Raw genomic sequence first — 25,772 nt, 5'->3', positions numbered from 1 at the left:
GACATCGGGCGTGTCAGGTCGATCATGTCGAGCCGTCGGCGGGTCACGCCCGGCTTCGGCGCGGCGACGGCGAAAAGCGCGTTGCCGTCAGGGGTTCGCGCGGCGACCGGCAGCCGGTCGGCGACCTGCCCGTCCGGCACGAACTCCGCGATGCCGTGCAACGTCCAGCCGGATCCGGAGCGTTCTGCACGCACCTCGTCGGCGCTCAGCACCGGAGCGGTGATGGTCGTGCCGGAAGCCAACGCGCGCAGCGGTTCTGGAATTGGACAGCAAGAGCCTTCCCGTCAGCGAGGCGTTCTCCCGGCTCATCGACGTCGAACACCCGTGTTCGGCTTCACCCACAGCACCGAGGTGGTCGCCATCGTGTGCGCCAGCGGAGGGCTCGGCGTGTGTGGCGCGACGCGGTCCACGCCGACGGAGATCGAAGCCGGACCCTCCGACATCCGCGACTGCATCCGCGACCGCATCCGCGGCCGCCCGTTCGGCATCGACCTCGTCCTGCCCAAGGGCATGCCCGAGCGCGACGACCGGGCCGCGATCGAGGCGGAAATCCCGGACGAGGACCGGGATTTCGTCGCCGACCTGCGGGTCCCGCTACGCCGTCCCTGACAACGGGCCAGTCCATCGGCTACTTCGACCGGCCCACCACGGTCGCGGAGGTGCTGGCGAACCTGGTCACCGAACCCGGGAACGTGCTTTCCGGACTCCGCTGACGGCACACCCGCCACCGAACTCCTCGTGAGCGCCCCTCGGGGGCTTCCCGATCCCGTTCCGGGTAGCGCGGTGAGTGCGGTGGTCGGTCTCGGGGTTTGAAGTGAACGGACTGTTCGCTTCGGTAGGCGGCACGAACGGTCCGTTCGCTTCACCCGCCTCCTGCCGGCCCGTCCGGTTCCTGATCGATCGGGTGCCGGTTAAACCCGGCCGCGCGTCGGGTACGCCGACAGAATGTCCGGGAAGAAGCTGTCCACCTACCACCACAAAAGCGATCTCGAACGCTCCGGGAAACCCTCCGGTGGCGAGCCGGGCGACGAGCCCCGGTTCGTGGTGCAGAAGGACGAAAGGTCGAGCCTGGGCTACGACTTCCGGCTGGAGGTCGACGGCGTGCTCAAGTCGTGGGTGGTGCCCAAAGGCCCGTCGCTGGACCCGCGCGAGAAGCGGCTGGCCACCCCGAACGAGGACCACCCGCTCGACTACGTCGAGGGCGAGGGCGAGATCCCGGGGGGCTACGGCGCGGCCACGGTCGTCGTCTGGGACACCGGAACGCACCGCAACGACACCGAGCGGGGCGGCGAGCCGGTCGCGATGGCAGACGGGCTCTCCGCCGGGCACGTCAAGGTCTGGCTGGACGGCGAGAAGCTGCGCGGGGCTTTCACCCTGTCCCGCACCGACTTCCGCGGCCGTGAGCAGTGGTTGCTGTTGAAGGTGGACGACGAGGGCGCCGACCGGCGGCGCAACCTGGTCCGCGCGCAGCCCGAATCAGTGCTGACCGGCCGGACCCACGACGAGTTGTGGTGATCGCCCGTGGCCGCGCAGATCGAGGTCGAGGGGCGGCGGATCGAGCTGTCCAACCCGGCGAAGGTCCTGTACCCCGATGACGGCTACCGGAAGCATGACGTGGTCGAGTACTTCCGGTCGGTGGCGGCGGTGATGGTCGCGCACACGCGCGGCAAACCGCTGACGCTGCGCCGTTTCCCGGACGGCATCGGATCCGGCGGGTTCTTCCAGAAGGAGGCGTCGAACCACTTCCCGGAATGGGTGCGCGTGGCGTCCGTGCCGCAGCGAGGCGGCCAGGGCGTGGTGCACCACGCAGTCGTCGACGACGCGGCGACACTGCTCTACCTGGCAAACCTGGCGTGCCTGGAGTTCCACGTCGGCTTGTCCACAGTGGATGATCTGGACCGGCCGATCCTCGCGGTGCTGGACCTGGACCCGCCGGAGGGAGCGGACCTGGCGGGACTCCGCTACGTGGTGCGATTGGTGTGCGAGCGGTTCCGGGTTCCGGGCTGTCGCCGCACGTGCAGGCAACCGGCGGCAAGGGATTCCACGTCGCCGCCCCGCTGCGCGGCGAACGGGGATTCGACGAGGTTAGGGCGGCCATCCGGGAGCTCGCCGAGGCAATGGCGCGCGGTGAGCCGGACCGGCTCACCGTCGAACAGCGCAAGGACAAGCGTGGCGACCGGATCTTCCTGGACACCAACCGCAACGCCTACGGCCAGACGATGATCGCGCCCTACTCGCTGCGCGCCCGTGCGGGAGCCCCAGCCGCGACCCCGCTCGACCTCGGCGAGCTCGGCCGCGTGACGCCGCAGTCGTACGGCCTGGCAAACATGGGGCGGCGGCTGGCGCAGCAGGACGACCCCTGGACGGGCCTGGAGGATGCGCGATCCGGGAGCGACTTTCCGCATCCCGACAATCAGGGTCAGCCGGAAGGGGGGTGACGAGCTTGTCGGAGCCGCAGCGCAGAGCCGAGGTGCAGGAACCGACGACGTTGCAGGGCGCGGAGCGCCTCGACGCGGACGAACTCGGCGGTGACCCGGTGGAACGGGGAGTCGAGCTGCCCGAGCACTGGTTGCGCGGAGACCCGCAGCCGCCCGGCCCCTCGGGCGGCTGCGGGAGGCGAGTCGCTCGACGAACACCTGGCCGAGGAGGTGCCCGACATCAAGCCGGATCAGCCGCGATCCCGCATCTACAACCTCGACGAGACCCCCGACGACCTCGACGAGACCACCGACGAGCGAGCTGCGGACGAGGAAGATCTCTGAAGCGGCGTGCGTGACGCGGCAGCCTCGCGGGTAAGCCTGGTAACAGGTTGGAGGTGAGGGCACCGTGGAAGCCGAAATCACCCTCGTCGTGGACGGGATCGAGCACCGCCTCACCGTCGACACGCGGACGACCGTGCTCGACGCCCTGCGGGAGCGGTTGGGGATCACGAGCCCGAAGAAGGGCTGCGACCACGGCCAGTGCGGCGCGTGCACCCTGCTGCTGGGGGACCGGAGGGTCAACAGCTGCCTGATGCTGGCGGTCGCCTTCGACGGCGCGGAGTTCCGCACCGCGGACGGCCTGGCCGGCGCGGATCTGCACCCGGTGCAGCGGGCCTTCATCGAGCACGACGCGTTCCAATGTGGATATTGCACGCCCGGCCAGGTCGTGTCGGCCGTCGGCGTGCTGTGCGAGATGCACGACGGTGAGCCGAGCGCAGTCACCCCAGACGGTGCCGGGCTCGACGACGAGATCCGCGAGCGGATGAGCGGAAACCTCTGCCGCTGCGGCGCGTACGCCAACATCGTCCCCGCCATCGCGGAGGTGGCGCAGCGATGAAGCCGTTCCGCTACCAGCTCGCCCCCGACGTCGGTACCGCGGTGAGCACCCTCGCCGCAATGCCCAACGCGGAGTTCTTGGCGGGCGGCACGAACCTGGTCGATCTGATGAAGCTGGAGGTCGAGCAGCCGGACGTGCTGGTCGACGTCCGGCAGCTGACCTCCGACCGGGTCGCGCAGCACCCCGAGTTCGTGCGCATCGGCGCCGCGGTCACCAACAGCGCCCTGGCGGCCGATCCGGTGATCCGCGACCGCTTCCCGATGTTGTCGCAGGCGGTACTGGCGGGCGCTTCCGGCCAGCTGCGCAACCTCGCGACGGCTGGTGGGAACCTGTTGCAGCGCACCAGATGCGTGTACTTCCAAGACGTCACGACGCCCTGCAACAAACGGGATCCCGGGACGGGCTGCTCGGCGAGGGACGGCTTCCACCGCGAGCACGCGATCCTCGGCGCCTCCGAGTCGTGCGCCGCCACGCACCCGTCGGACATGGCGGTGGCGATGGTCGCGCTCGATGCGGTGGCCAACACCCAGGGGCCGCACGGGCAGCGGGCGATTCCGCTGGTCGGGCTGCATCGGCTGCCCGAGGACGAGCCCGAGCGGGACACGGTCCTGGAGCACGGTGAGCTGATCACCTCCATCGACATCCCGTCGCTGGACTTCGCGGCGAACTCCCAGTACCGCAAGGCCCGCGACCGCGCTTCCTACGCGTTCGCGCTGGTATCGGTGGCCGCTGCGCTGGACGTCGCCGACGGCGAGGTGCGCGACGTCCGGCTGGCGTTGGGCGGTGTCGCGCACAAGCCGTGGCGGGCGACGCGGGCCGAGGCGGTGCTGCGCGGTGCCGCCGCGACGGAGGAGGAGTTCCGTGAGGCAGCCGCTGCGGAGCTCGCCGACGCCCGCCCGCTTCCCGGCAACGAGTTCAAGATCCCGTTGGCGCACAACATGATCGTCGGAATCCTCACCGAGCTCCTGGAGGTGCGGCGATGACCGTCACGACCCCCTTGATAGGCGCGCCGATCGACCGCATCGAGGGTGCCGAGAAGGTCCGGGGCGCAGCCCTGTACGCCGCCGAGCACCCGGTCGACCGGCCGGTGTACGTGTTCCCGCTGCAGTCCCGCATCGCGCTTGGCCGCATCACCGGCATCGACGCCACGGAGGCGATGGCCGAACAGGGCGTGGTGGACGTGCTGACCCACGAGAACGCGCCACGGCTGGCCTCGACGCAGGACGCCGAACTGGCGATCCTGCAATCGCCAGAGGTCGCCTTCCGAGGGCAGTTCATCGGCGGTGTGCTGGCCGAGAGCGCGGAAGCCGCGCGGCGCGCGGCGAACCTGGTGCGGCTGAGCTACGAACCGCGCGAGCACGACGTCTCGTTCCACGCCGCCCGCGCCGACCTGGTCAAACCCGACGAGGTCAACGGCGGCTTCCAGACCGACACCACCGACGGTGACGTGGACGACGCCCTCGCCTCGGCGGCAGTGCTCCTCGACGCCACCTACACCACGCCGCAGGAGCACAACAACCCGTTGGAGCCGCACGCCACCATCGCGATCTGGTCCGACAACGAACTCACCCTCTACGACTCCACGCAGGGTGTGCACTGGGTGCGCGACTCCATCGCGGCACTGTTCGGCATGGACCCGCAACGGATCCACGTGGTCTGCCCGCACACCGGCGGCGGCTTCGGTTCGAAGGGGCTGCCGCACGCGCACGTGGTGCTGGCCGCGATGGCGGCGCAGCTCGTCGCCCCGCGCCCGGCGAAGCTCGTGCTGACCCGGCAGCAGATGTTCTCGGTGGTCGGCTACCGCACCGGCACCATCCAGCGGATCCGCATGGGCAGCGATGCGTCCGGCCGGCTGACCGCGATCAGCCACGACGTGGTCGAGCAGACCTCCCGGATCAAGGAGTTCGCCGAGCAGACCGCCGTGCCGACCCGCCTCATGTCCCCAACCCGCCGCACCACGCACCGGCTCGTCGAGCTCGACGTCCCGGTGCCGTCATGGATGCGCGCGCCCGGCGAAGCCCCGGGCATGTTCGGCCTGGAGGTCGCGATGGACGAGATGGCGATCGCCTGCGGCCTGGACCCCGTCGAGTTCCGCATCCGCAACGAACCGGAGACCGACCCTGAGACGGGGCGGCCGTTCTCCAGCCGGAACCTGGTCGCGTGCCTGCGCGAGGGCGCCCAGCGGTTCGGTTGGGCGGAGCGCGACCCGGCGCCGCGCGCGCACCGCGACGGGCCCTGGCTGGTCGGCACCGGGGTGGCCGCCTCGACGTATCCGGTGTTCAGCATGCCGGGCTCGCGGGCCACAATCCAGGCCAGGCCGGACGGCCGGTACCGGGTCCTCATCGGGGCCGCCGACATCGGCACCGGGGCGTGGACCTCGCTCACCCAGATAGCTGCGGACGCGCTGGGCGTCGAGATGTCCGAGGTGGTGCTGAGCATCGGCGACACCGATCTGCCGTACGCCTCCGGTGCCGGCGGCTCGACCGGGATCCTGTGCTGGGGCTCGGCGATCGTGGACGCGGCCCGCCGGCTGCGCGCGGAGCTGCCCAGCAGCAGCCCGATCCCCGACGAGGGCGTCGAGGTCACCGGGGCGATCCCGGACAACCCGTACGCCGGGCAGATGTCGATGCACAGCTTCGGCGCGCAGTTCGCCGAGGTACGGGTGCACACCAGCACCGGGGAGGTGCGGGTGCCGCGGCTGCTGGGGATCTTCGCGGTCGGCCGGATGATCAACGCCAAGACCGGGCGGTCGCAGCTGATCGGCGGGATGACTATGGGGCTGTCGATGGCGCTGCACGAGCACAGCGTGGTAGACCACCGGTTCGGCCACGTGGTCAACCACGACTTCGCCGGGTACCACATCCCGGTCAACGCCGACATCGGCAGCATCGAGGCGGACTGGATCGACGAGCACGACCCGTACGTGAATCCGATGGGTGCAAAGGGGATCGGCGAGCTCGGCATCGTGGGCACGGCGGCGGCGATAGCCAACGCCGGCCACCACGCAACCGGAATCCGGGTCCGGGACCTGCCCATCACCCTGGACAGGTTCCTCACCTGACCCTGTTGTGGCGGCTGTTGCCAGGCTCGTCCTGCGTGGCGGTGCGGGACCTCAGACGCCGTCTGGACTCCGGGATCCCCGATTTGGGTATGTCCAATGCGTTCGGCCCGCCCGGACGGCACCTGCGACCCGACCCAGATCACGGCATGCGCCAACCGGTCGATCGGTAGCGAGAACCCGCCCGATGAAACCGGCTAAGCGCTCATCTTGCGCGCCACTCTGCGGCGCGGAGGGACCAGACCTCGGTGTCGCGGCGACGGCCCTGGTGGGGGAACTGCTCGCGCAGCACTCCGTCCAAGCGTCGTACCCAGGCGCCCGGCGACCGCTTTGCTCGGGTGGTTGTCCGCGTCGTTGCGCCATTTCCACCCGGCTCATGCCCCGCACGTCGAACACCGAACCGATCAGGTGCGTCGCGGCGCGGGTGATCAGGCCGCGGCCCTGCGCCTCCGGCGCGAGCCAGACGCCGAGTTCGCACACCCCGGCGGGCACGTCGAAGATCCGCAAAAGGCTCCCGCCGACGAGCTCGCCGTGCAGCCTTGTCCCGTAGATCCGGCCGTCATCGGCGGCCTTCGGGTCGCTGGCCTTCGGGTCGCTGGCCTGCCCGTCGGCGTAGCGCTGGAGGAAGTTCCTGGCCGCGGTTTCGTCTGCGACGAGTCCGGCCCACGGGAGCCACGGCGCGAAGTCTTCGCGGTAGCGGTCGGCATGCGCGGCGAATTCCGCCGCCTGCCGGGATTCGAGCGGTGTCAGCACGGCATCTTCGGTCAGCACGGCGTCTTCGGCGAGCGGATGACTTAACATGCATCTCCGTTCGGAGTCGGCCGGGTGCATCCTCGTCCGACATCGCGAAGGTGCTCAGCCGTTTCCCCCTCCGAGCTCCGAATGTCCTCAACGGACAGATGTGGTCCGGTTCGCCGCTTGCCCAGCGCGGCGTCCAGCAGGGTCCGCAAGGAAAACCAGAGCAGGTCGTGACCGCGTCCGAGCAGCCACGGCAGACCCTTGGCGAGCAGCCACCGCAGGTGGTCGAAGCCGCTGACCCGCGCGCCCCCGGAGCATTCCAGCGAGACCTCGCCGGACACGGCCAACCCGGCTGCCGCGAACCGGTCGGCGAAGGCTGCCGCGAGCATCCGGTGCCCGAGTTCGGACGGGTGCAAGCGGTCGATGCTCCACGTTGCCGGGCTATAGGTGCCCGGCAACCGGTCCAGGTCCACCACACCGATGGCATGCGTCTCGGCGACGGCGTCCAAGATCCGGTTGAGCTCGCCGATGCGCCTGGCCAGTGCCCTCCGCAGCGGCCCGGGCAACCGGAAGACCCGGCCGTGGTCGTGGTACCGGATCGTCACGACCGTCGCGCCGGCGGCGGTGAGCGTGCGCACGACGTCGTTGAGCTGCCGCAGCAGGCGTCGGGCGTCGAAGTCGGAGCGCATCGTGTCGTTCATGCCGACCATCACCACGGCCGCATCCGGCGTGGCACTGAGGGCGGCGGGCAACTGGGCGTCGTGCACGGCTGCGACGCGCGCCCCGCTCGATGCCACGTTCGTCAGCTCCCCGGCGCCGAGCGCTTCGGCCAGCAGCGGCGCGAACCCGCGCCACCCGCCGACCACCGGATCGCCCATGCCCACGGCAACCGAATCGCCGAGCACCGCCAGGGTCCGTGTTCGTCGCGGGCCGGGCGGGCCCGCCGTGATCGCGTCCTGCACGTGAGCATGGTGATCGCCGAGCCTCCTGCGGCGGTGAGGCGGCGGTGACTATCCGGCGACCGCTTGGCGAAGAATCGGCGTGTCAGCGGGGTTCGGCGCGGTAGTCCTTGTCGGGCCAGAACGGCCATTCCTCGAAGGCCAGGCACTTCCCGTCCAGGGCGAACCGCACGATCCACAGGTCCCGGTACTCCTGGGGCACCGGGCCGCCGTAGCGGACCTCCACCCGGACGACGGCGGTGTCGCCTTCGAGCGCCACCGGGCTGCTCGTCAGCCGGAACTCCTCGCCGGGCCCGACGCGCTCGGCCTCCCACATCCGCCCGATGGCGTCGAGCCCCACAACGGGCTCGAGGTACGGGGCCTGCTGGTACGTCGCGTCCAAGGTGAAGATCTCGGCGAGCACGTCAACCCCGGGCGTCCGCCACGCCCGCTCGTACCCGCCAACCCACTCAAGCACTCGCTCCCAGTTCATGGTCCGAACAGTCTGACACCCGCAACGCGCAAGCGCAGGCTCCGGAAACCCCAGTAGCGCACCGTTCGCAGCTGCGGAAGCGAACGGCCCGTTCGCCTCGATAGACGGCGCAAACGGTCCGTTCGCCTCAGCCGAGCGTGCCGGGAGTGGTGGTGCGAACGGGCCGTTCGCCTCGATAGGTGGAGTGAACAGGCCGTTCGCTTCTCCTCATTTGATTCGGGTGACGGCGGTGACGGGTGGGCGTGGACGGCGCAGCGCCTGTTGGTACGCGTTGCGCAACTCCGCCAACACTTCTTGCGGCTCGGTCCGGAGCTGTGATGGGAGCGTGTGTACCACGACGATCCCGGCTGCCGTCATAGCCGTGTGCCGACGCACGGTGAGCGCGTAGTCGGCCGGCGACAGGTGGTATTCGAGTGAATCGATCTGCCACGCCAACGCGACATCGTCCAGCCAGCCGTCGGGGATGCCCAGCAGTTTTCCGGTGGGGTCGAGTAGGCGGACATTCCACTGCATCTGTGGAAGATCACTGCGCTTCAGCAGTCGGTACGCCCATCCTTCCGCTGGTGAGTGGACGTCGGCGAGCATTTCGCGCATGACTTCCCGGCACCGCGCCGTGCCTCGGCATGAGCCCCCTTCCAACTCTTCGGCGAGGGCCGACGGATCGACCAATCCTCGTTGAACCGGCTCGGCCAGCAGCGCGCGAATCTGGTCGATGTTGGTGAACCGCCGCGCCGCATCGAGGACGGCTCGCGCAAGCGGAGCTGTCGGAAATCCGGAGCGGATATGCGGTTCGGGAAGACGCGAAGTTCGCTCGACGACCACGTAGCCGGTGGACGTCCGCTTGCGTGCTTCCGGTATCAGCACGTGCACCTCCGAGAAAGGCGGCATTCGCTGGAGGCCGTGCAGTTCGGCAGCTGGAAGGCCGGTCAACTGCGCGCCTTCTCCTGCGTAGCGCAGCGCCGACTCCAGCCGCTGACGGTTCGTGGGTGTCCCGTTGCTCAGCAACAGCACGCCCGGGAGCAGGCGGGTCCAGGGGCCGTCCCTGCTTGCTCGTCGGTGAACTGTTCGTCGCGGGACGCCAAGCAGGTCCAGTTCTCTCGCCGTGATGATCTTATGGCTGGCAAGGGTCGACACCGCATCCCAGTCGATCAGAGCTCGCTTTGGCATGCGAATCACTGTGGTAGACGGTGGATCATCACCGCCAGACCCCTTTTCATATCCGTGGATGAACAGACGGCCTGTGGATAATTCGCGTCACCCCAATGGATGTTTTGGACTGAACGGCCTGTTCGCCTCGATAGGAGCCTGTTGCGGTTTTGGTTTTGGGTGTTGTGGTTGCTGGACAAGGGGGTGGGCTGGAGGCCGGCCCCCCTTTGTTCAGGGTGTGGTGGTGTGGAGGGTGGTGAACAGGCGGCGGAGGTTGTGGGTTGTGGCGGTGAGGTTGAGTTCGCCGAGGCGAGCGGTCAGGCCGCGCAGGCTGAACCGCCGGAGTCGGTGGCGGTCTTTGATCATGCCGTTGACGGATTCGACGGTGGCGCCGCGTTTCTTGTAGAGCTTCGCTGCTTCGGGGGTGCGTAGCCGGTGCCGCATGGCCTCGATGGGGGTGGGCCGCTGGCGGGTTTGGTGGCGGCCTCGCGCGGGATATGGCGGGATTTCCCTGGTGCGATCAGCCGGTCCGGTCCGGGATGGGTGAGGTTGTCCTCGCTGAAGTAGCCCGCGTCGAACAGGGCCGTGCCGATGTTCTCGGGGGGTTACGGTGGGTGTCGAGCAGCTGCGCGGCGAAGCGCCGCACGACGTGCTGGTGCCGGCGGCACCGGAGATCGTCGACCGCCGCTCGGTCCGCCCGCTTTGATCGCCTAGCAGACGTCTTGCCCGGTCGGTTCCCATGAGGGTGAAGCGAACGGACTCTTCACTTCGATAGACGGCACAAACGGTCCGTTCGCTCCACCCATCCGACGCAGACCACGGATACTTAGAACGGACAGTGATGATGTGTGTAGTGACGCCGCTGGTGGGTCTGACCCTCGAACGGACTGACGGCTTGCCTGTCCTTGAACGGATCCGTCGGCCTTACCGGGCGTTGCTACGCACGCGGCCGGACGGGCGTTTGTGACCTCATAGGAGCTTGGCCAAGAAGCCCCGTCACTGTCTTGTCCACCCGCCCGACCGGCGCGTGCCGCCCTCGGAACGGACTGGCAAGGACGGACATGACCAGCATGACGCACAACGCCCCGCAGATCACCGGTGGAGTCGACACCCACGGCCTGACCCACCACGCCGCAGTGATCGACTCGATCGGCCGGCACCTGGCCGACCAGGAGTTCCCGGCCACCATCCGCGGCTACCGGGACCTGCTGGACTGGACGCGCTCCCACGGCGACCTGGTCGCGGTGGGGGTGGAAGGCACCGGCGCCTACGGCGCCGAGCTGACCCGGGTCCTCACCGCGGCCGGGGTCGCGGTCGTGGACGTGGACCGGCCGGACCGCACAACGCGGCGGATGAAGGGCAAGTCCGACCCGATCGACGCCTACGCCGCCGCAACGGCCGTGCTTTCCGGGCGGGCCACCGGTATCCCCAAGAGCCGGGACGGGGCGGTCGAGGCGGTGCGGGCGCTGCGGATCGCGCGCCGCAGTGCGATCGCCACCACCCTCAAGGCGATGAACCAGATCCGCGGCGGATGGAAAACCCCTGCCGAGATCCTCGAACATCACCTACAATCGCCCCAAACAAGCGGTGTTGCCACGACCGCTTGAATCCGTCCGCTCGCAGATCTCCGCCAAAAGGCACAACCGTCTACCGGTCTCCGGCATCACTGGGAAACTCGCTGGTCGTAGGGTGATGGCCGACGGAGGTTACTGCGGCAACCTGACGCGATCACGTTTTACCAGAAACGACTCACGGGCCGAGCGGTCGGCTCCGAGCTTTGGAGCCGGAGAGAGACCGATGCCCCTTTTCTTCTATTGGCAGGGTTAAGGGGGCACACTTGCCGGGCTTCCCCGGTGGAATGTCGTGTTTTGCTGGCAGTGTCGCTCTGATGTCGCGGGTGCGACGCCGAACGCGCGCATGACGAGAATCCGTGAGGGGCGATGTTTGGCTAGGAACGTTGGTTTCTGCTGGCGGCCCCACGGCGGGTTCCGGAGGCCGGGGAGGGGGGTTTGGCCGCACCGATCCCCGCGTCCTCCGGCCGCACCCACCGCCACCGCCTCAACCGCGGCGGCGACCGCGCCGCCAACAACGCCCTGCACACCATCGTCCTGGTCCGCATGCGCCACGACGAACGCACCCGCGCCTACGTCCAACGCCGCACCAAGGAAGGACTCTCGAAGAAAGAGATCATGCGCTGCCTCAAACGATTCGTCGCCCGCGAGGTCTACCACGCCCTGACCACCACACAAGTCACCCAAAACGACCTTGCACCCGCCGCTTGACATCTATAGGAGCATCCGTTCGCTTCCGTAGGCGGCACGAACGGTCCGTTCGCTTCACCCGCACCTTCTAAAGCAGCCTCAGTAGCGGCCAAAACGCGCACGGGCCCTGACATGGCCAGGTAGTGGGTCAGCTGGATTGGTCGCCGCTGCCGTAGGGGCGGGTGAGGATCTCCAGGACGTGGCCGTCGGGGTCGTCGAAGTAGACGCCGCGGCCGCCGTCCCGGGTGTTGATCCGCCCCGCCTCGTGGTGCCCGGGGTCCGCCCAGTAGGGCAGTCCCCGCGCCTGGATCCGCGCAAAGATCTCGTCGAATTCGCCTTCGCTGATCAGGAACGCGTAGTGCTGCGGGGTGATCTCCTCGCCGGTCTCCAGGTAGTCCAGCGTGACGTCGTTGCTGGTCTGGACGCACATGAACGGCCCGAAGGGTTGCGGATCGGGCAGCCCGAGCAGATCGGCGACGAACCGCGCATTGGCGATCTTGTCGGTGGTGGCGACGATCGTGTGGTTGAGCTGAACGGCCATGAGTTTGCTCGCTTTCCTCGTCGTGCTGCGGTACTCCTGAGACTAGGAGTTCGACCAAGGTCGAGGTCAATGGGAGCGGCAGCCGGACCCGCCTAGGCATCGCTCGTCCGGGTGGCGATTCGCCGGCGCGGGTGCGGCGGCCTACCGTCGAGCAGTCGGGAACCGGCGAGGAGCGGAGAGCACGGTGGCGGACAACGCGGCACGGGAGATCGCTTCGGGCTACGCGACCGATGGGGATGCGGTTGAGCTCGGCGCGGTGGTCGTCGACGGCTCGGTCGACGCAGCTGCCGCCGTGCGGATCCCCCTGGCGACGATGAACCGGCACGGCCTGGTTGCGGGCGCGACCGGCACCGGCAAGACGAAGACGCTGCAGCTGCTCGCCGAACAGCTGTCCGACGCGGGTGTCCCGGTGCTGCTTGCCGACGTCAAGGGCGACCTGTCTGGGCTGGCCCGGCCGGGCGCTGGCGGCGAAAAGGTGACCTCCCGCAGCGCCGAGCTCAGCGATGACTGGCAGCCTGCGGCATTCCCCGTGCAGTTCCTGTCGCTGGGCAACGGTGGCCGCGGCGTGCCGATCCGCGCGACCATCACCAGCTTCGGACCGCTGCTGCTGTCGAAGGTGCTGGGCCTGAACGCGACGCAGGAATCGACGCTGGGACTGATCTTCCACTGGGCCGATCAGCGTGGTCTGGCGCTGCTGGACGCCAAGGACCTGCGCTCGGTCATCCAGTATCTGACCAGTGACGAGGGGAAGGCCGACCTCAAGGGCATCGGCGGTGTTTCGCCCGCCAGCGCGGGCGTGATCCTGCGTGCACTGTCCAATTTGGAGGCCCAGGGCGGGGACGAGTTCTTCGGTGAACCCGAACTCGACGTCGCCGACCTGCTCCGGCAGGTCGACGGCAAGGGCGTGGTGAACCTGCTGGAACTCGACGACGTGCAGGCCAACCCGGTGCTGTTCGCCACCTTCCTGATGTGGCTGCTGGCCGAGCTGTTCGAGGAACTGCCGGAGGCGGGCGATCTGGACCGGCCGAAGTTGGTGTTCTTCTTCGACGAGGCGCACCTGCTGTTCAACGACGCGTCCAAGGCATTCCTGGAACGCATCGAGCAGACCGTCAAGCTGATCCGGTCCAAGGCGGTGGGCGTGTTCTTCTGCACGCAGCTGCCCACCGACGTGCCCAACGCGGTGCTCTCGCAGCTGGGCGCCCGCGTCCAGCACGCCATCCGCGCGTTCACCCCGGAAGACCAGAAAGCCTTGGCGCGCACCGTGAAGACCTATCCGACGACCGAGCACTACGAGCTGGAAAAGGCGCTGACGTCGCTGGGCATCGGCGAGGCGATCGTGACGGTGCTCTCGGAGGTCGGCGCGCCGACGCCCGTCGCGTGGACCAGGCTGCGGGCGCCCCGCTCGCTGATGGGCGCGATCGGCGAGGGCGAGGTACGGGCCGCCGCAGCGTCGTCCGATTTGCACGGAAAGTACGAGCAGGCCGTCGATCGGGAATCCGCCTACGAACTGCTGGCGAAGAAGTTCGCCGCGCCGGGGCCGCCCGAAGCGCCGGAGGCGCCGGAGCGTCGGGAGGAGCCGGGGTTGTTCGAGAAAACGATGGACAACCCCGCGGTGCGGTCGTTCTTTGGACAACCCCGCGGTGCGGTCGTTCTTCCGATCTGCGGCGAGCGCGCTCGGCCGGGAGATCACCAGGGGATTGTTCGGCAACCGCCGCAGGTGATCGGGCCCACCTGACATAGGTCACCTTATCGGGGTATGGTCCCTCCGACTTATCCACGCGGGAGCTCGGGCGCACCGGGCTGAGAGGGTGGCACCGCACGCGCCACCGACCGCAGAACCTGTCCGGATAATGCCGGCGTAGGGAGCTGTTGATGGCGCTTGATGTCGATCGTGCCGAAGTTCCGCACACCCTGGACGAACCGGCGCCCAAGACGCTGCGCGTGCTCGACCAGGGCGCGTTCTGGGGCAACCTGGGGGTGAGCCTGCTCGGGTTCAGCGGGGCGCTGGCCGTGCTCGCGCCGAGCGGAGTGCCGCAGCTGTCCTTCACGGCCGCCGTCACCGCGTGCGTGGTGGGCACCGTGATCGGCAGCATCATGGTCGGCATTTCGGCGATCCCCGGGGCGCGCACCGGGGCGCCCGCGATGATGTTGCTGCGCGGCCTTTTCGGCACCAGGCTGTCGTACCTGCCGACCGTGCTGAACGCCCTGCAGTTGGTCGGCTGGGGCACCTTCGAGTTGCTGGTGATCGCGCAGGGCGCGGAGGCGCTGTTCGGGGGCGGCCCGCGCTGGTTGTACGTGGTGCTGGCCGGGGCGCTGACCACCGCGCTCACGCTGCGCCCGCTCGGCGCGCTCCGCCTGCTGCGGCGCTACGTCAGCATCGCGGTGGCGATCGCGATGGTGTACTTCTTCGTCCAGCTGCTGGTTAGCCACCCGCTGCCGGACATGAACGCCGGTTCCTGGCAGGGGTTCTGGCCGGGCGCGGACGCCGCGCTGGCGGTCGCGGTGTCCTGGATCCCGGTCGCCTCGGACTACTCGCGGCATTCGAAGTCGGCGACCGGCGCGTTCACCGCCGCGACGGTGGGCTACTCGGTTACCCAGATCGCCTGCTACCTGCTGGGGCTGCTCGGATTGGCGCTGGTCGCCGGCGATGCCGACAAGGCGTTCGACCCGCTGCTGGCGGTGCCGCTCGGGGTGATCTTCTTCGGGATCCTGGTGCTGCGCGAGGTCGACCAGTCCTTCGCCAACACCTACTCGACCGCGGTCTCCATCCAGAACCTGCGGCCCAGCGCGGACCGCCGGGTGTTGTGCCTGGTCATCGGCGCGGTGATCACGCTGTTCGCGCTGACCTTGGACATCGCCCAGTTCTCGAACTTCCTGCTGCTGATCGGCTCGGTGTTCGTGCCGATGTTCGGGGTGCTGGCGGTGGACTACTTCGTGCACGCCCGCCGCCGCGACTGGGACCTGTCCGCGCAGGCCCCATCCCGCTGGGGCATGCTGCTGGCCTGGCTGCTCGGCTTCTCGGCGTTCCAGCTGATCAACCCGGGCGAGCTCGGCTGGTGGAGCCAGCTGTGGACGGGTGTGCGGGACGCGCTCGGCTTCACGGTACCGACGTGGATGAGCGCTGCCCTCACCTCGTTCGTCGTGGCGGCCCTCGCGGCTGCGATCATCGGAGCCTTCCGCCGCCCCGAGGGGAGCTGAGCGCAGCGGCATCCGTAGCGGAGGTCGTGGGTGCCCCTCAACCAACTGCTGGTCCGTCTCCCAGCGGGTCCGCGTGCTGGGCGGCACGCGCTGACCGGCCGAGCAGCTTGATCGTGTTCTCCGAGCTGGAATTTTCCGCGGTGGTGACGACGACCACGGACTGCTCCGGCGAGCGGGCGGGCGCGAGGATCTGCCGCGCGACCGCGAGCGTGCCCACGCGGCGGGGCTTTCCACCCCACCATCGTGCAAAGCGGCAGCGGACTGGGCGCGTTTTACGAGGAGCAGGCGGCGCGAGTCGCGCATGCGGCGGCGGGCGCGCTCGGCATCGAGCCTATTGTCACGGACTTCGCCCGGGTGCCGGACGAGCAGCTGGTCGACGTCGTGCCAAAGCTCGACGGCCTGGACCTGAGGACCGGCACCCGGTTCGACACGCTGCTCGGGCTCAGCGCGTTCAGCTTGGTGCTGGACCGCCAGCTCGCCGAAGCCGTGGCCGCGCGTGCTGGTGCAGCGGTCGCCCTCGTCGTCGGCACGAACACTGAGGAGGGCAACCGCTACCCGCCCGACCTGCATCGACGAGTTCGCCTGGCGATCCTCCGGGCAATCCGCTCAGCGGAGCGTGGCTGGTAGGCCGAAGTGGATCTCCTCGCGGGTCGTCTCGTGCTCGATGACCGTGGCCGGTTCGAGGTGGTCGATGACGTCCTCGACCAGGCCCGGCGGAGCCGAGGCTCCCGCAGTGAGGCCGATGGTTTCGGCGCCGGTGAGCCATGCGGGTTGGATGTCGGTGACGTCGTCGATCAGGTGGGCTGCGGTGCCCTGGCGGCGGGCCAGCTCCACGAGGCGCTTCGAGTTCGACGAGTTCGCCGAGCCGATCACCAGCACCAGGTCGCATTCGCCGGCGATCGCCGACAGCGCGTCCTGCCGATTGGTGCTGGCGTAGCAGATGTCCTTCGAGGACGGCCCGCGGACGGCCGGGAAGCGGCGCCGCAGCGCGGCGACGATGTCAGCCGTCTCGTCCACGGCGAGGGTGGTCTGCGTCAGGTAGGACACCTGCTTCGGGTCCGGCACCTCGATCTCGCCGACGTCCTCGACGGATTCCACCAGCACCGTCTGGTCGGGCGCCTCGCCGAGCGTCCCCTCCACCTCCTCGTGTCCACTGTGGCCGATGAGCACCAAGGTGTCGCCGCGCCCTGCGAACCGCCGAGCCTCGGCGTGCACCTTCGCCACCAGCGGGCAGGTCGCGTCGATGACCGCCAAGCCCCGGCGCCCCGCTTCCTCCCGCACGGCAGGGGAAACCCCGTGCGCCGAGAAGACCACGGTGGCGCCGTCGGGCACCGCGTCGAGCTCGTCGACGAACACCGCGCCCCGGCTTTCCAGATCGGCCACCACGTGCGTGTTGTGCACGATCTGCTTGCGCACGTAGATCGGGCCGCCGCGGAGCGCGAGCGTCTGCTCCACGATCTCGATGGCGCGGTCGACCCCGGCGCAGAACGAGCGCGGTGCGGCGAGCAGCACCGTGCGCTGTTGACTCGGCATGACTGCACTCCAAACTCGGTCGGCTGTTGCCGAACCCCGGCCGTCGCCCGGAGGCGATGTTCCGGGATCCGGGCGGCGGCCGGGGTCGGTGGTCGGCGTCGTCAGTGGTCGCGGCGGGTCATCAGGTGGGCGAGGGCGCTGAGCTCCTCGGCCGCGCGCGCGGCCGGGTCGCAGCGGTGCAGGTCGCTCAGCGCAGATGCGAGCAGGTCGTCCGCTTGGTTCTGGCTCCAGGCGCGCCCACCGGCCAGCGCGATCAGCTCGGCGGCTTGGGCCAAGTCGCTGCCGGACAGCGGCTGGTCGCGGAGGTAGAGGGCCGCCAGCCGCCGACCGGCCTGCGTGCCGGAGGTCAGCGCGGAAACCACCGGCAGGGTCTTCTTGCGGGTGCGCAGGTCGGAGAACACCGGTTTGCCGGTGACCGCCGGATCTCCCCAGATGCCCAGCAAGTCGTCGACGTGCTGGAAAGCCAGCCCCAGCCGCTCGCCGAAGCTGCGGAGCCGGGCGATCTGGTCGGCCTTGCCACCGCCGAACATCGCGCCAAGAGCGCAGGCGCAGCCCAGCAGCGCCCCCGTTTTGTCCCGGGCCATCCGCTGGCATTCGGACAGTTCCACGTTGCGCCGGTCCTCGAAGGCGAGGTCCGCGATCTGGCCGTTGATCAGGTTCAGCACAGCGGTGCTCAGCGTCCGCATCGCCGTGGCCGCCTCGGGATGCCGGCACGAGGACAGCACGTCGGCGGCGAGTGAGTGCAGGGCATCGCCGGTGAGGATGGCGGGACCGCTGCCGAACACGGTCCACGCCGTCGGGCGGTGCCTCCGGGTGACATCGCCGTCCATCACGTCGTCGTGCAGCAGCGAGAAGTTGTGCGCCAGCTCCACCGCGACGGCTGCGGGTACCGCGTCGGCCGGATCTCCGCCGACGGCGGCGGCGGCGAGCAGCACCATCGTGGGGCGCAACGCCTTTCCCCGGTCGGCGCGGACCGGATTGCCGCGCTCGTCGAGCCAACCGAGGTGGTAGCCGGAGATCTGCTGCATGCGGGTGGGCAACCGGTCGACCGCTGCCCGCAGGGCGGGCTCGACCATCGCGCGGCTGCGCGTCAGCGCCTCGTAGGCCATACCCGCCTTGTCGGCATCCTGGTGAATGGTGGTCATCCGATTTCCCTTCGACCGATCTTGCTGTGCTGGGAAGAAGAAGCGCTGTCAGCGGGCTATCTCGACGCGTTCGAGGACGCCGAGGGCATCCGGGACCAGGACGGCGGTCGAGAAGTAGGTACTGACCAGGTAGGAGATGACGGCTTGGTCGTTGATGCCCATGAAGCGCACCGACAGGCCGGGCCGGTACTCGTCGGGGACGCCGGTCTGCTGGAGGCCGACGACGCCCTGGTCGTCCTCGCCGGTGCGCATCGCCAGGATGGAGCTGGTGCCACGGTCGCTGATCGGGATCTTGTCGCTGGGCAGGAGCGGCACGCCCCGCCAGGCGTGCACCTGGCGGCCCTGCACCTCGGTCGGCCGCGGGTAGATGCCACGGCGGTTGCACTCCCGGCCGAAGGCGGCGATGGTCTGCGGGTGGGCCAGGAAGAACCGGGTCTTGCGGCGGCGGGAGAGCAGTTCGTCGAGGTCGTCGGGGGTGGGCGGGCCGGTGCGGGAGATGCCACGGCGGTTGCACTCCCGGCCGAAGGCGGCGATGGTCTGCGGGTGGGCCAGGAAGAACCGGGTCTTGCGGCGGCGGGAGAGCAGTTCGTCGAGGTCGTCGGGGGTGGGCGGGCCGGTGCGGGTGTGGATCCGCTGGCGGAGGTCCGCGTTGTGCAGCAGGCCGAAGTCGCGGTTGTTGATCAACTCCATTTCTTGCCGTTCGCGCAGTGCTTCGATGGTCAGCCGCAGCTGCTGCTCGGTCTGGTTCATCGGCTGGTTGTAGAGGTCCGCGACGCGGCTGTGTACGCGCAGAACCGTTTGCGCGACGCTGAGTTCGTATTCGCGGGGCGCGAGTTCGTAGTCGACGTAGGTGCCGGCCAGCGTCGGTTCGCCGGAGTGCCCGGAGGCGACCTCGATGTCCGCCTCGCCGTGCACGTTGATGACCTGGCCCGGCTCGAACTCACGCTGCTCGAAGCGGTCGGCCAGCGCACCCAGCACCGAATCGTCGTCGAATCCGCGCAGCAGCGGCAGTTCGCCGAGTTCCTGCGGAATGACCCGCACGTCGGCGCCGGTGTTGGTGAAGGTGATCCGCCCGTCCCCGACGGCGTAGGTCAACCGCCTATTGACCCGGTAGGTTCCCGCCGACACGTCCACCCACGGCAGCATGCGCAGCAACCACCGCGAGGTGGTGCCTTGCATCTGCGGCTGGGACTTGGTCGTCGTCGCCAGGTTCCGCGCTGCCGCCGTGCTGAGGCTTTGCGCGTTCTGCTCCTCGACGCCGAGGTCCGGCTCTGTCACGGTCACGATGTCTTTTCTCCTTGAGGCGCGAAGCTGGTGCCGGGTTCATGGCGGTGTCGGTCGGATGCGCATCGGGGACCGGAGCGGGCGGGTCGCGGCCACCCGCTCCGGAGCGTTTTCCTTGAACTCCCAAGGCATTCCGATGTGGACGGACGCGGGATCAGCTCTCCCGGCCGAGTTCGACGTGTTCGAGCACCCCGATCGCGTCGGGGACCAGGATCGCCGCGGAGTAGTAGGCGCTGACCAGGTAGGAGATGACGGCTTGGTCGTTGATGCCCATGAAGCGCACCGACAGGCCGGGCCGGTACTCGTCCGGGATGCCGGTCTGGTGCAGGCCGACGACGCCCTGGTTCTCCTCACCGGTGCGGACGAGCAGGATGGAGCTGGTGCGGGTGTCGCTGACGTGCAGCTTGTTGCACGGCAGGATCGGTACCCCGCGCCACGCCGGCACCTGGTGGCCACCGAGGTCGACGCTCTGCGGGTAGATGCCGCGCTTGCTGCACTCCTGCCCGAACGCCGCGATCGTGCGCGGGTGGGCGAGGAAGAACCCCGGGTCCTTCCACACGAGCGCCAGCAGTTCGTCGAGGTCGTCGGGGGTGGGCGGGCCGGTGTCCGCGACGCGGCTGTGTACGCGCAGAACCGTTTGCGCGACGCTGAGTTCGTATTCGCGGGGCGCGAGTTCGTAGTCGACGTAGGTGCCGGCCAGCGTCGGTTCGCCGGAGTGCCCGGACGCGACCTCGATGGCCGCCTCGCCGTGCTTGTTCTGGGCCGGCGCCGGGTTGTCGCGGTTGTTGGCGATGTGCGTCCGAAGTCGCTCGAACTGGTTGTTCACCTCCTGCAACGCCCGAGTGCTCAGCGTCAGTGCGATGCACGGTGTCACCGCCTTGTACGTGTGGTTCCAAATCGCCTGATCGGCGGCCAGCGCGTGTGCGCCGAAGAACTCGCCGTCGGCGAGTACTTTCAGCACGGTGTCGTCGCCGTATTCGCCGGTGCCAATCTTGTTGATCTTGCCGTGTGCGATGAGGTTGTAGAGGTCCGCGACGCGGCTGTGTACGCGCAGAACCGTTTGCGCGACGCTGAGTTCGTATTCGCGGGGCGCGAGTTCGTAGTCGACGTAGGTGCCGGCCAGCGTCGGTTCGCCGGAGTGCCCGGAGGCGACCTCGATGTCCGCCTCGCCGTGCACGTTGTGCGCGCCCTTCGGTCCGGACAGCGCGGACCGGATGTGTTCGCGCAGCGCCTCGGAACTGCCGTTCATGTCGTGGAAGGATTGCTGCCGCAAGGAAAGCACGGTACAGGGCGTGACCGCCTTGTAGGTGTGGTTCCAGGTGGTCGTTTCGCGGCCGAGGATGTGCGCGCCGAAGTACTCGCCGTCGGCGAGCACGCCGAGGACGGTGTCGTCGCCGTACTCGCCGGTGCCGATCTTGTTGATCTTGCCGTGTGCGATGAGCACGACCTGGTCCGCCGGTTGCCCGGCGGTGGCGATGACCTGGCCCGGCTCGAGCCCACCCTGCCCGAAGCGGTCGGCCAGGGCGGCCAGCACCGTATCGTCGTCGAATCCGCGCAGCAGCGGCAGTTCCCGCAGTTCTTGCGGGATGACCCGGATGTCGGCGCCGGTGTTGGTGAAGGTGACCCGTCCGTCGCCGAGGGTGTAGCTCAGCCGCCGGTTGACCCGGTACGCGCCGCCCGAGGCCTGCACCCACGGCAACATCCGCAGCAGCCACCGCGATGTGATGCCCTGCATCTGCGGGACGGATTTCGTCGTCGTGGCCAGGTTCCGCGCCGCCGCCGTACTCAGGCTCAACGGCGACGCTTCGGCGTCGCCGGTGTTGAGCGGATCCGTCACAGTCACGCCAATACCACCAATCATCTCTGTTCGTGAAGGGGCGGCCAGGAAATCTTGAACAGTGATTGTTCAGGGAATTCGAGGTGTCCGAATGGAAATGTCCCGAGGCGGGAATGCCGCCGGTTCCGCAGCGTGCCTTCCTGCTGCCGACGGCGACGTTAGCACTAGCGATCTCGGCCGTACAGTCACCCGAACGTGCTGCGTGTGATGGCCCGGACCGGCGCGAATGTCGTATCGTCAAGATCACCTGAATCGCGGCTTGCACGGAACGCAGCGTGATCTTCGACGCGATCAAATTCCGGTATTCGGCCGAATGGCTTCCGTTCACGTCAATCAAATGCGCAATTTCGGGAATATTCCCTGGGGCGATTGCTCCGGGTGGGCGACGAAGTGTGTGATCTCGGATTCCACGAATCGGGTTATCCGAGTTCTGGTGATCGAGGAGTACTGTTCGATCCACGTTGAAACCGAGTTCTGCCCGGTTCTTCTTCGGAACGTCTGAAATCGCGTCGACCAGACGTTGTCGGCGCCCGCAGCTTGGGTTTGGGAGGCGGGGGAGCGTGTGCGAATGTGGGGTCCAGTCGATCGGAGCGACTCGGGGGGAGATGTCGGCATGAAGTGGAACCTGCGGTTGGTCGCGGCGCAGCGCGGCATCTGGAAGGCCACCGAGATGCAGCGGCAGCTCGCCGAGCGTGGCCTGGTCATCTCCGCCGGGAAGATGTCCGGTCTGTGGTCCAAGACCCCGGCCAGCCTGAAACTGGACGACCTCGACATCATCTGCGCGGTGCTCGGGTGCGGCGTCGGCGACCTGCTGGTGCCTGAGCCCCGGCAGGTCGTGGTGCGCGGCGAATCCGTCGCCGGAGGCGCGGAATGAGCATCTACCTCAACGGCCTGATCTGGGTGTTGAGCGCGTCGGTAGCCGCCGCGGTGATCGGCTACCTGGTGCGCCGGCTCGGTCAGGACGAGGGGTGGCCGAGCAACAACGACGCGGCCGGCCAGGTGTTCACCATCGTCAGCGGTCTGCAGGCGGTGGTGCTGGCCTTCGTGCTGGTGACGTTGTTCGACACCGTGGCCGACGCGCGTGAAGGCGTCTACCGGGAGGCGCAGGCCCTGGTTTCGGTTTCCTGGGCGGCGGAATCGCTGCCCGGGGCGACCGGCGACGAGGCGCGCGAGCTCAGCGCGCAGTATGTGCGGACGGTCATCGGCGGGGAATGGCCCGTCATGCAGCAGAGCGGCCAGGTGGACGGCCCAGGTTGGGCGCAGCTCGACCAGTTGCGGGCGACGGTGCTGGAGGCGCCCGCCGACGGGGAGTTCCAGGAGGGCCGCAAGACCGAGGCGATCACCCAGCTCGGCCAGGTCTACCAAGAGCGGCACGAGCGGCTCACCAGGGCGTTCGACCGCGGCGTGGTCGCGGTCGTGTGGTTCGTGCTGATCCTGGGCAGCGTGGTGTGCGTGCTGCTGCCGAACCTCTTCGGCGGCACCAGGCTGTTCCCGCACATCGTGCTGGTGTCCACATTGGCCGGTGCGTTGGCGTTGCTGCTGTTCGCGATCTTCCAGTTGCAGAACCCGTTCAGCGGCGGAGCGCGGATCGGTCCGGACGCATTCCGGTGGGCGCTCGAACGGCTCGGTCGAAGTTGATGCGTTGGCGTTTCGTGGCGGTGCCAGCGGCCCTTGCGGCGGTGCTGGCGGCCCCAGCGGGCCGGGGGGTGTCCGCGGGAGAGGCACCGGGATGCACGGTGCTGCAGGTCCGCAACATCGGGCCGGGCTCGGTTTCCGCGCTGTACCGAGTGTTGCTACCGGCTGCGGACAGCACCGGGCTCGGCATGCTGGAGTACCGGATGAACGCGCTCGGCTATTCCAGTTCGCAGGACCTGGTGTACGGCATGGCCGAGCGGGGCCCGTTCGGGCGGTTCCCCGACGGCGCCCACGTGGTGGCGCTGGACCGGGCCGGACTGGCGGATGACCTGGGCCCGGTGCGAGCCGCCGCGCGTCCGCTGACCGCCCCGAAAGCCGGTGCGATCAAAGGGAACCGCTGGTACGTCGGGGATGGCGGATTCCTGTACGCAGTGGACATCGATCCGACGAGTGCGACGTACCTGAGCGTGCTATCGATGACGGAGATCCAGCCTTGGCACGGGCCGTTCGCGCTGGACGACTTCGACGTCGATCCGGTGGACGGCGAGCTGTACGGGGTTTCGATGACCTACCACGGCCTGCCGGCGGTCGTGCGAATCGACCGGGGCACCGGGCGCGTCAGCAAGCTGGCGGATGCGCCGGGGTTGCCGCCGAGTGGCTACGGATCAGTGGTGATCGGTCCTGACCGGGCCCTCTACGTCACGGCCAACCAGGTCGGCGGGCTGTACCGGGTCAGCCGCGACGGTTCGGTGACGAGGCTGGCCGTGGTGCCACCGGTGACGAGTTCCGACGCCGCCGGGTGCCTGCGCCAGACCCCACCGCCCAGCGCTCCGCCGCCCCAGCCGCCGACCACGACTTCGCCGACCACGACCCCATCGACCACGACTTCGCCGACCACGACTTCGCATTCGACGACCCCAGAACCGACCTCGGCGCTCCCCAGCCAAAGCTTCACTCCGCCAGCGCCGAGCCGGGTTCCGCCATCGACACTGCCGACGTCCTCCCGACCGTCCCCCGCACCGCCTCCGGAGCCCGGCGCCTACGCTCCGCCGACGCAGGAACCTGGCGCTGATCACGCTGGGCATGACACCAAGGAGAAGCGGCGCTGGGCCCTGGCGATGTTGCTCCTGTTGATCGGCGGCAGCGCCGCAGTGCGCCGCCTTCGCTGAGACCGACGTTTCCGCTGTTACCTACCCATGAGCGGTTCTGGTCGCGATGGCGAGCCAAACCAGTCGCAGGCTAGTCGGGCCGATTCGTCCACTTCGGACTTCAAGCGGTTTCGCAAATGGCCTCCAGTTGCGATTTACTCTCAGTAGCAGCGTTGTCGCGTGCCTGGTCAGCGGCCTATCGTTCGGGGTGTTCCGGTCACCGAACCCGAGGAGGACCGGTGGCTTCCGGAAGTCGAACTCCGCAACGCGGACGCGGTCACGGCCACACGCACCGCCGCGGCGGCGTGTGGGCGCGGCTGAAGCATGCGGTGACGCCGCACAGCCACAACGCCGCCGAGGTCGTCGACGGGGTGTTGGAAGCCAGCCGCAAGGGGATGCGGGCGTTGTGGATCTCCTTCGCGGCGCTGCTGGTCACTGCCATCGGCCAGGCGTACCTGGTGGCATTCACCGGGTCCGTCGCACTGCTCGGCGACACGCTGCACAACTTCGCCGACGCGCTGACCGCGGTGCCGCTCGCGATCGCGTTCCTGCTGGCCCGGCGCGCGGCGACCCGCCGCTTCACCTACGGGCTCGGCCGGTCCGAGGACCTGGCCGGGCTGGTTATTCTCGCGGTGGTCGCGGCTTCGGCGGCGATGGCGGGCTGGGAGGCGATCCGGCGGCTGATCGACCCGCAGCAGGTCGATCACCTGGGCTGGCTCGCGGCCGCCGGGCTGCTGGGTTTCGCCGGGAACGAGTTGGTCGCCCGCTACCGCATCCGGGTCGGCCGGGAGATCGGCTCGGCTGCCCTGGTCGCCGACGGACTGCACGCGCGCACCGACGGGTTCACCAGCCTCGCGGTGCTCGGCTCGGCCGGCGGCGCCGCGCTGGGCTGGCGTTGGGCCGACCCGGTGATCGGCCTGCTGATCACGGCGGCGATCGTTGCGGTCCTTTGGGGCTCGTCGAAGGAAGTCCTCGGCCGGGTGCTCGACGCGGTGGACCCCGAATTGGTCGGCCGTGCGGAACTGGCGTTGACCAGCGCGCCCGGGGTGCGCAGGGTCGACGGGCTGCGGATGCGCTGGATCGGTCACGCGCTGCACGCCGAGGCCGAACTGGACGTCGCCCCGGAGCTCAGCCTGGCGGATGCGCACCGCATCGCGCACGACGCCGAACACCGGCTGTGGCACGCCCTGCCTCGACTCGGCGGAGCGATGATCCACACCCACCCGGCGGGCCCGCAGGCAACCGCCGACCACGACCTGGTCGCTCACCACCGCCGCTGAACAGGACCACAAGTCGCTAGAGCCGTCACCAAGGCTGTTCGGCAGGCGGCGTTGTGGTGCGGCCGCGCGCGTCTCTGAAGCGCCGAGACGCTCAAACTACCCACGCAAATCAAGTGATGGGTGCAAGCGAACGGCCCGTTTGTAGCGTCTATTGGCGTGAATGGTCCGTTCGCTTCACGGCGGTGGGGTGGGGGGGGGGGGGGGGGGGGGGGGGGGGGG

General features: G+C 69.0%; 25 protein-coding genes, 4 pseudogenes and 1 riboswitch. Of the genes and pseudogenes, 17 read left to right on the top strand and 12 right to left on the bottom strand.

The features are described 5' to 3' along the window. Positions 1 to 24: 24 nt before the first annotated feature. The 8 genes and pseudogenes from SSPN_RS49375 to SSPN_RS0128725 all read left to right on the top strand — a co-directional run bounded on the left by SSPN_RS49375 (position 25) and on the right by SSPN_RS0128725 (position 6,379). Positions 25 to 609, top strand: coding sequence for a beta/alpha barrel domain-containing protein (locus SSPN_RS49375; protein WP_143539658.1), 585 nt, complete (start codon positions 25 to 27; stop codon positions 607 to 609). A 336-nt stretch (positions 610 to 945) separates the two neighbouring features. Further along, complete coding sequence (locus SSPN_RS0128750) at positions 946 to 1,515, top strand: DNA polymerase ligase N-terminal domain-containing protein (protein WP_010311841.1); 570 nt, start codon at positions 946 to 948, stop codon at positions 1,513 to 1,515. A 132-nt stretch (positions 1,516 to 1,647) separates the two neighbouring features. Then, positions 1,648 to 1,935: pseudogene (gene ligD, locus SSPN_RS62270) on the top strand (non-homologous end-joining DNA ligase LigD); the annotation flags it as partial. Between the two features lie 44 nt (positions 1,936 to 1,979). Continuing rightward, a complete protein-coding gene (gene ligD, locus SSPN_RS62265) occupies positions 1,980 to 2,438 on the top strand; it encodes a non-homologous end-joining DNA ligase LigD (RefSeq protein WP_337466360.1) in 459 nt (152 codons plus the stop codon). A gap of 90 nt (positions 2,439 to 2,528) precedes the next feature. Continuing rightward, positions 2,529 to 2,762, top strand: a complete 234-nt coding sequence (locus tag SSPN_RS0128740) for a hypothetical protein (protein ID WP_010311838.1) — start codon at positions 2,529 to 2,531, stop codon at positions 2,760 to 2,762. Between the two features lie 64 nt (positions 2,763 to 2,826). After that, complete coding sequence (locus SSPN_RS0128735) at positions 2,827 to 3,318, top strand: 2Fe-2S iron-sulfur cluster-binding protein (protein ID WP_010311837.1); 492 nt, start codon at positions 2,827 to 2,829, stop codon at positions 3,316 to 3,318. Then, complete coding sequence (locus SSPN_RS0128730) at positions 3,315 to 4,301, top strand: FAD binding domain-containing protein (RefSeq protein ID WP_010311834.1); 987 nt, start codon at positions 3,315 to 3,317, stop codon at positions 4,299 to 4,301. The genes SSPN_RS0128735 and SSPN_RS0128730 overlap by 4 nt, the downstream gene beginning before the upstream one ends. Continuing rightward, the gene (locus tag SSPN_RS0128725) at positions 4,298 to 6,379 is read left to right on the top strand and encodes a xanthine dehydrogenase family protein molybdopterin-binding subunit (RefSeq protein ID WP_010311833.1); all 2,082 of its coding nucleotides are present in this window, start codon (positions 4,298 to 4,300) and stop codon (positions 6,377 to 6,379) included. The genes SSPN_RS0128730 and SSPN_RS0128725 overlap by 4 nt, the downstream gene beginning before the upstream one ends. 51 nt (positions 6,380 to 6,430) lie before the next feature. Here the strand turns inward: SSPN_RS0128725 and SSPN_RS46300 are convergent, their stop codons facing one another. The 5 genes from SSPN_RS46300 to SSPN_RS57150 all read right to left on the bottom strand — a co-directional run bounded on the left by SSPN_RS46300 (position 6,431) and on the right by SSPN_RS57150 (position 10,144). After that, on the bottom strand, positions 6,431 to 7,177 hold the full coding sequence (locus SSPN_RS46300) for a GNAT family N-acetyltransferase (protein WP_237710769.1): 747 nt from the start codon (positions 7,175 to 7,177) through the stop codon (positions 6,431 to 6,433). Further along, on the bottom strand, positions 7,171 to 8,076 hold the full coding sequence (locus tag SSPN_RS46295; RefSeq protein ID WP_237710768.1) for an SGNH/GDSL hydrolase family protein: 906 nt from the start codon (positions 8,074 to 8,076) through the stop codon (positions 7,171 to 7,173). Before SSPN_RS46295 ends, SSPN_RS46300 begins: the two co-directional genes overlap by 7 nt. Before the next feature lie 82 nt (positions 8,077 to 8,158). Further along, on the bottom strand, positions 8,159 to 8,530 hold the full coding sequence (locus tag SSPN_RS0128705) for a nuclear transport factor 2 family protein (RefSeq protein ID WP_237710767.1): 372 nt from the start codon (positions 8,528 to 8,530) through the stop codon (positions 8,159 to 8,161). Positions 8,531 to 8,752: 222 nt separating this feature from the next. After that, positions 8,753 to 9,712: a type IV toxin-antitoxin system AbiEi family antitoxin gene (locus tag SSPN_RS0128700; RefSeq protein ID WP_237710766.1), complete on the bottom strand. Its 960-nt coding sequence runs from the start codon at positions 9,710 to 9,712 to the stop codon at positions 8,753 to 8,755. 210 nt (positions 9,713 to 9,922) lie between these two features. After that, positions 9,923 to 10,144 (bottom strand): transposase, encoded by a 222-nt coding sequence (locus SSPN_RS57150; RefSeq protein ID WP_272941784.1) that lies wholly within the window; start codon positions 10,142 to 10,144, stop codon positions 9,923 to 9,925. Positions 10,145 to 10,752: 608 nt separating this feature from the next. On the opposite strand from SSPN_RS57150, the gene SSPN_RS46290 reads away from it, so the two are divergent. Next, positions 10,753 to 11,298 (top strand): IS110 family transposase, encoded by a 546-nt coding sequence (locus tag SSPN_RS46290; RefSeq protein ID WP_010311817.1) that lies wholly within the window; start codon positions 10,753 to 10,755, stop codon positions 11,296 to 11,298. 384 nt (positions 11,299 to 11,682) lie between these two features. After that, a pseudogene (locus SSPN_RS0128680) lies at positions 11,683 to 11,973 on the top strand (transposase); the annotation flags it as partial. A 127-nt stretch (positions 11,974 to 12,100) separates the two neighbouring features. Here SSPN_RS0128680 and SSPN_RS0128675 read toward each other — a convergent pair. Continuing rightward, the gene (locus SSPN_RS0128675; RefSeq protein WP_010311813.1) at positions 12,101 to 12,493 is read right to left on the bottom strand and encodes a VOC family protein; all 393 of its coding nucleotides are present in this window, start codon (positions 12,491 to 12,493) and stop codon (positions 12,101 to 12,103) included. Between the two features lie 184 nt (positions 12,494 to 12,677). Here SSPN_RS0128675 and SSPN_RS46285 point away from each other — a divergent pair. Together SSPN_RS46285 and SSPN_RS0128665 are read left to right on the top strand one after the other, a co-directional pair. After that, positions 12,678 to 14,214, top strand: a pseudogene (locus SSPN_RS46285) (helicase HerA-like domain-containing protein). Between the two features lie 47 nt (positions 14,215 to 14,261). Further along, positions 14,262 to 14,375: riboswitch (TPP riboswitch) on the top strand. Further along, positions 14,366 to 15,691, top strand: a complete 1,326-nt coding sequence (locus SSPN_RS0128665) for a purine-cytosine permease family protein (protein ID WP_010311809.1) — start codon at positions 14,366 to 14,368, stop codon at positions 15,689 to 15,691. Its footprint overlaps the riboswitch before it by 10 nt. Positions 15,692 to 15,728: 37 nt before the next feature. On the opposite strand, the gene SSPN_RS0128660 is transcribed toward SSPN_RS0128665, so the two are convergent. Continuing rightward, on the bottom strand, positions 15,729 to 15,908 hold the full coding sequence (locus tag SSPN_RS0128660; protein WP_010311806.1) for a hypothetical protein: 180 nt from the start codon (positions 15,906 to 15,908) through the stop codon (positions 15,729 to 15,731). Between the two features lie 26 nt (positions 15,909 to 15,934). On the opposite strand from SSPN_RS0128660, the gene SSPN_RS0128655 reads away from it, so the two are divergent. After that, a complete protein-coding gene (locus SSPN_RS0128655) occupies positions 15,935 to 16,318 on the top strand; it encodes a hypothetical protein (protein ID WP_010311804.1) in 384 nt (127 codons plus the stop codon). Here the strand turns inward: SSPN_RS0128655 and ispH are convergent. From ispH to SSPN_RS63015, 5 genes and pseudogenes are all read right to left on the bottom strand, one after another. Next, on the bottom strand, positions 16,298 to 17,224 hold the full coding sequence (ispH, locus tag SSPN_RS0128650) for a 4-hydroxy-3-methylbut-2-enyl diphosphate reductase (protein WP_010311801.1): 927 nt from the start codon (positions 17,222 to 17,224) through the stop codon (positions 16,298 to 16,300). The two genes, SSPN_RS0128655 and ispH, sit on opposite strands and share 21 nt — an antisense overlap. A gap of 101 nt (positions 17,225 to 17,325) precedes the next feature. Further along, entirely contained in the window at positions 17,326 to 18,369 is a 1,044-nt protein-coding gene (locus SSPN_RS0128645; RefSeq protein WP_010311800.1) for a family 2 encapsulin nanocompartment cargo protein polyprenyl transferase, read from the bottom strand. 48 nt (positions 18,370 to 18,417) lie between these two features. Then, positions 18,418 to 19,653: a hypothetical protein gene (locus SSPN_RS0128640; protein ID WP_010311799.1), complete on the bottom strand. Its 1,236-nt coding sequence runs from the start codon at positions 19,651 to 19,653 to the stop codon at positions 18,418 to 18,420. Positions 19,654 to 19,807: 154 nt separating this feature from the next. After that, positions 19,808 to 20,935 carry a Crp/Fnr family transcriptional regulator gene (locus SSPN_RS60485; RefSeq protein ID WP_420188317.1) on the bottom strand — a complete coding sequence of 376 codons (1,128 nt, stop codon included), beginning with the start codon at positions 20,933 to 20,935 and terminating at the stop codon, positions 19,808 to 19,810. Further along, positions 20,912 to 21,355, bottom strand: a pseudogene (locus SSPN_RS63015) (cyclic nucleotide-binding domain-containing protein); the annotation flags it as partial. The pseudogene SSPN_RS63015 and the gene SSPN_RS60485, both read right to left, overlap by 24 nt. A gap of 748 nt (positions 21,356 to 22,103) precedes the next feature. Between SSPN_RS63015 and SSPN_RS0128630 the strand changes: the two are divergent. The 4 genes from SSPN_RS0128630 to SSPN_RS46275 all read left to right on the top strand — a co-directional run bounded on the left by SSPN_RS0128630 (position 22,104) and on the right by SSPN_RS46275 (position 25,553). Next, positions 22,104 to 22,364, top strand: a complete 261-nt coding sequence (locus SSPN_RS0128630; protein ID WP_010311796.1) for a helix-turn-helix domain-containing protein — start codon at positions 22,104 to 22,106, stop codon at positions 22,362 to 22,364. Beyond that, the gene (locus SSPN_RS0128625) at positions 22,361 to 23,128 is read left to right on the top strand and encodes a bestrophin-like domain (protein ID WP_010311795.1); all 768 of its coding nucleotides are present in this window, start codon (positions 22,361 to 22,363) and stop codon (positions 23,126 to 23,128) included. Before SSPN_RS0128630 ends, SSPN_RS0128625 begins: the two co-directional genes overlap by 4 nt. Continuing rightward, positions 23,128 to 24,294 (top strand): DUF6923 family protein, encoded by a 1,167-nt coding sequence (locus SSPN_RS0128620; protein WP_029535801.1) that lies wholly within the window; start codon positions 23,128 to 23,130, stop codon positions 24,292 to 24,294. The genes SSPN_RS0128625 and SSPN_RS0128620 overlap by 1 nt, the downstream gene beginning before the upstream one ends. Before the next feature lie 218 nt (positions 24,295 to 24,512). Next, positions 24,513 to 25,553, top strand: coding sequence for a cation diffusion facilitator family transporter (locus SSPN_RS46275; RefSeq protein ID WP_237710765.1), 1,041 nt, complete (start codon positions 24,513 to 24,515; stop codon positions 25,551 to 25,553). Positions 25,554 to 25,772 lie beyond the last annotated feature (219 nt).

It is taken from the genome of Saccharopolyspora spinosa NRRL 18395, assembly GCF_000194155.1.
GTDB lineage: Bacteria > Actinomycetota > Actinomycetes > Mycobacteriales > Pseudonocardiaceae > Saccharopolyspora > Saccharopolyspora spinosa.
The sequence above is the reverse complement of the archived record's forward strand: the minus strand, read 5'-3'. Positions and strand labels throughout refer to the sequence as shown.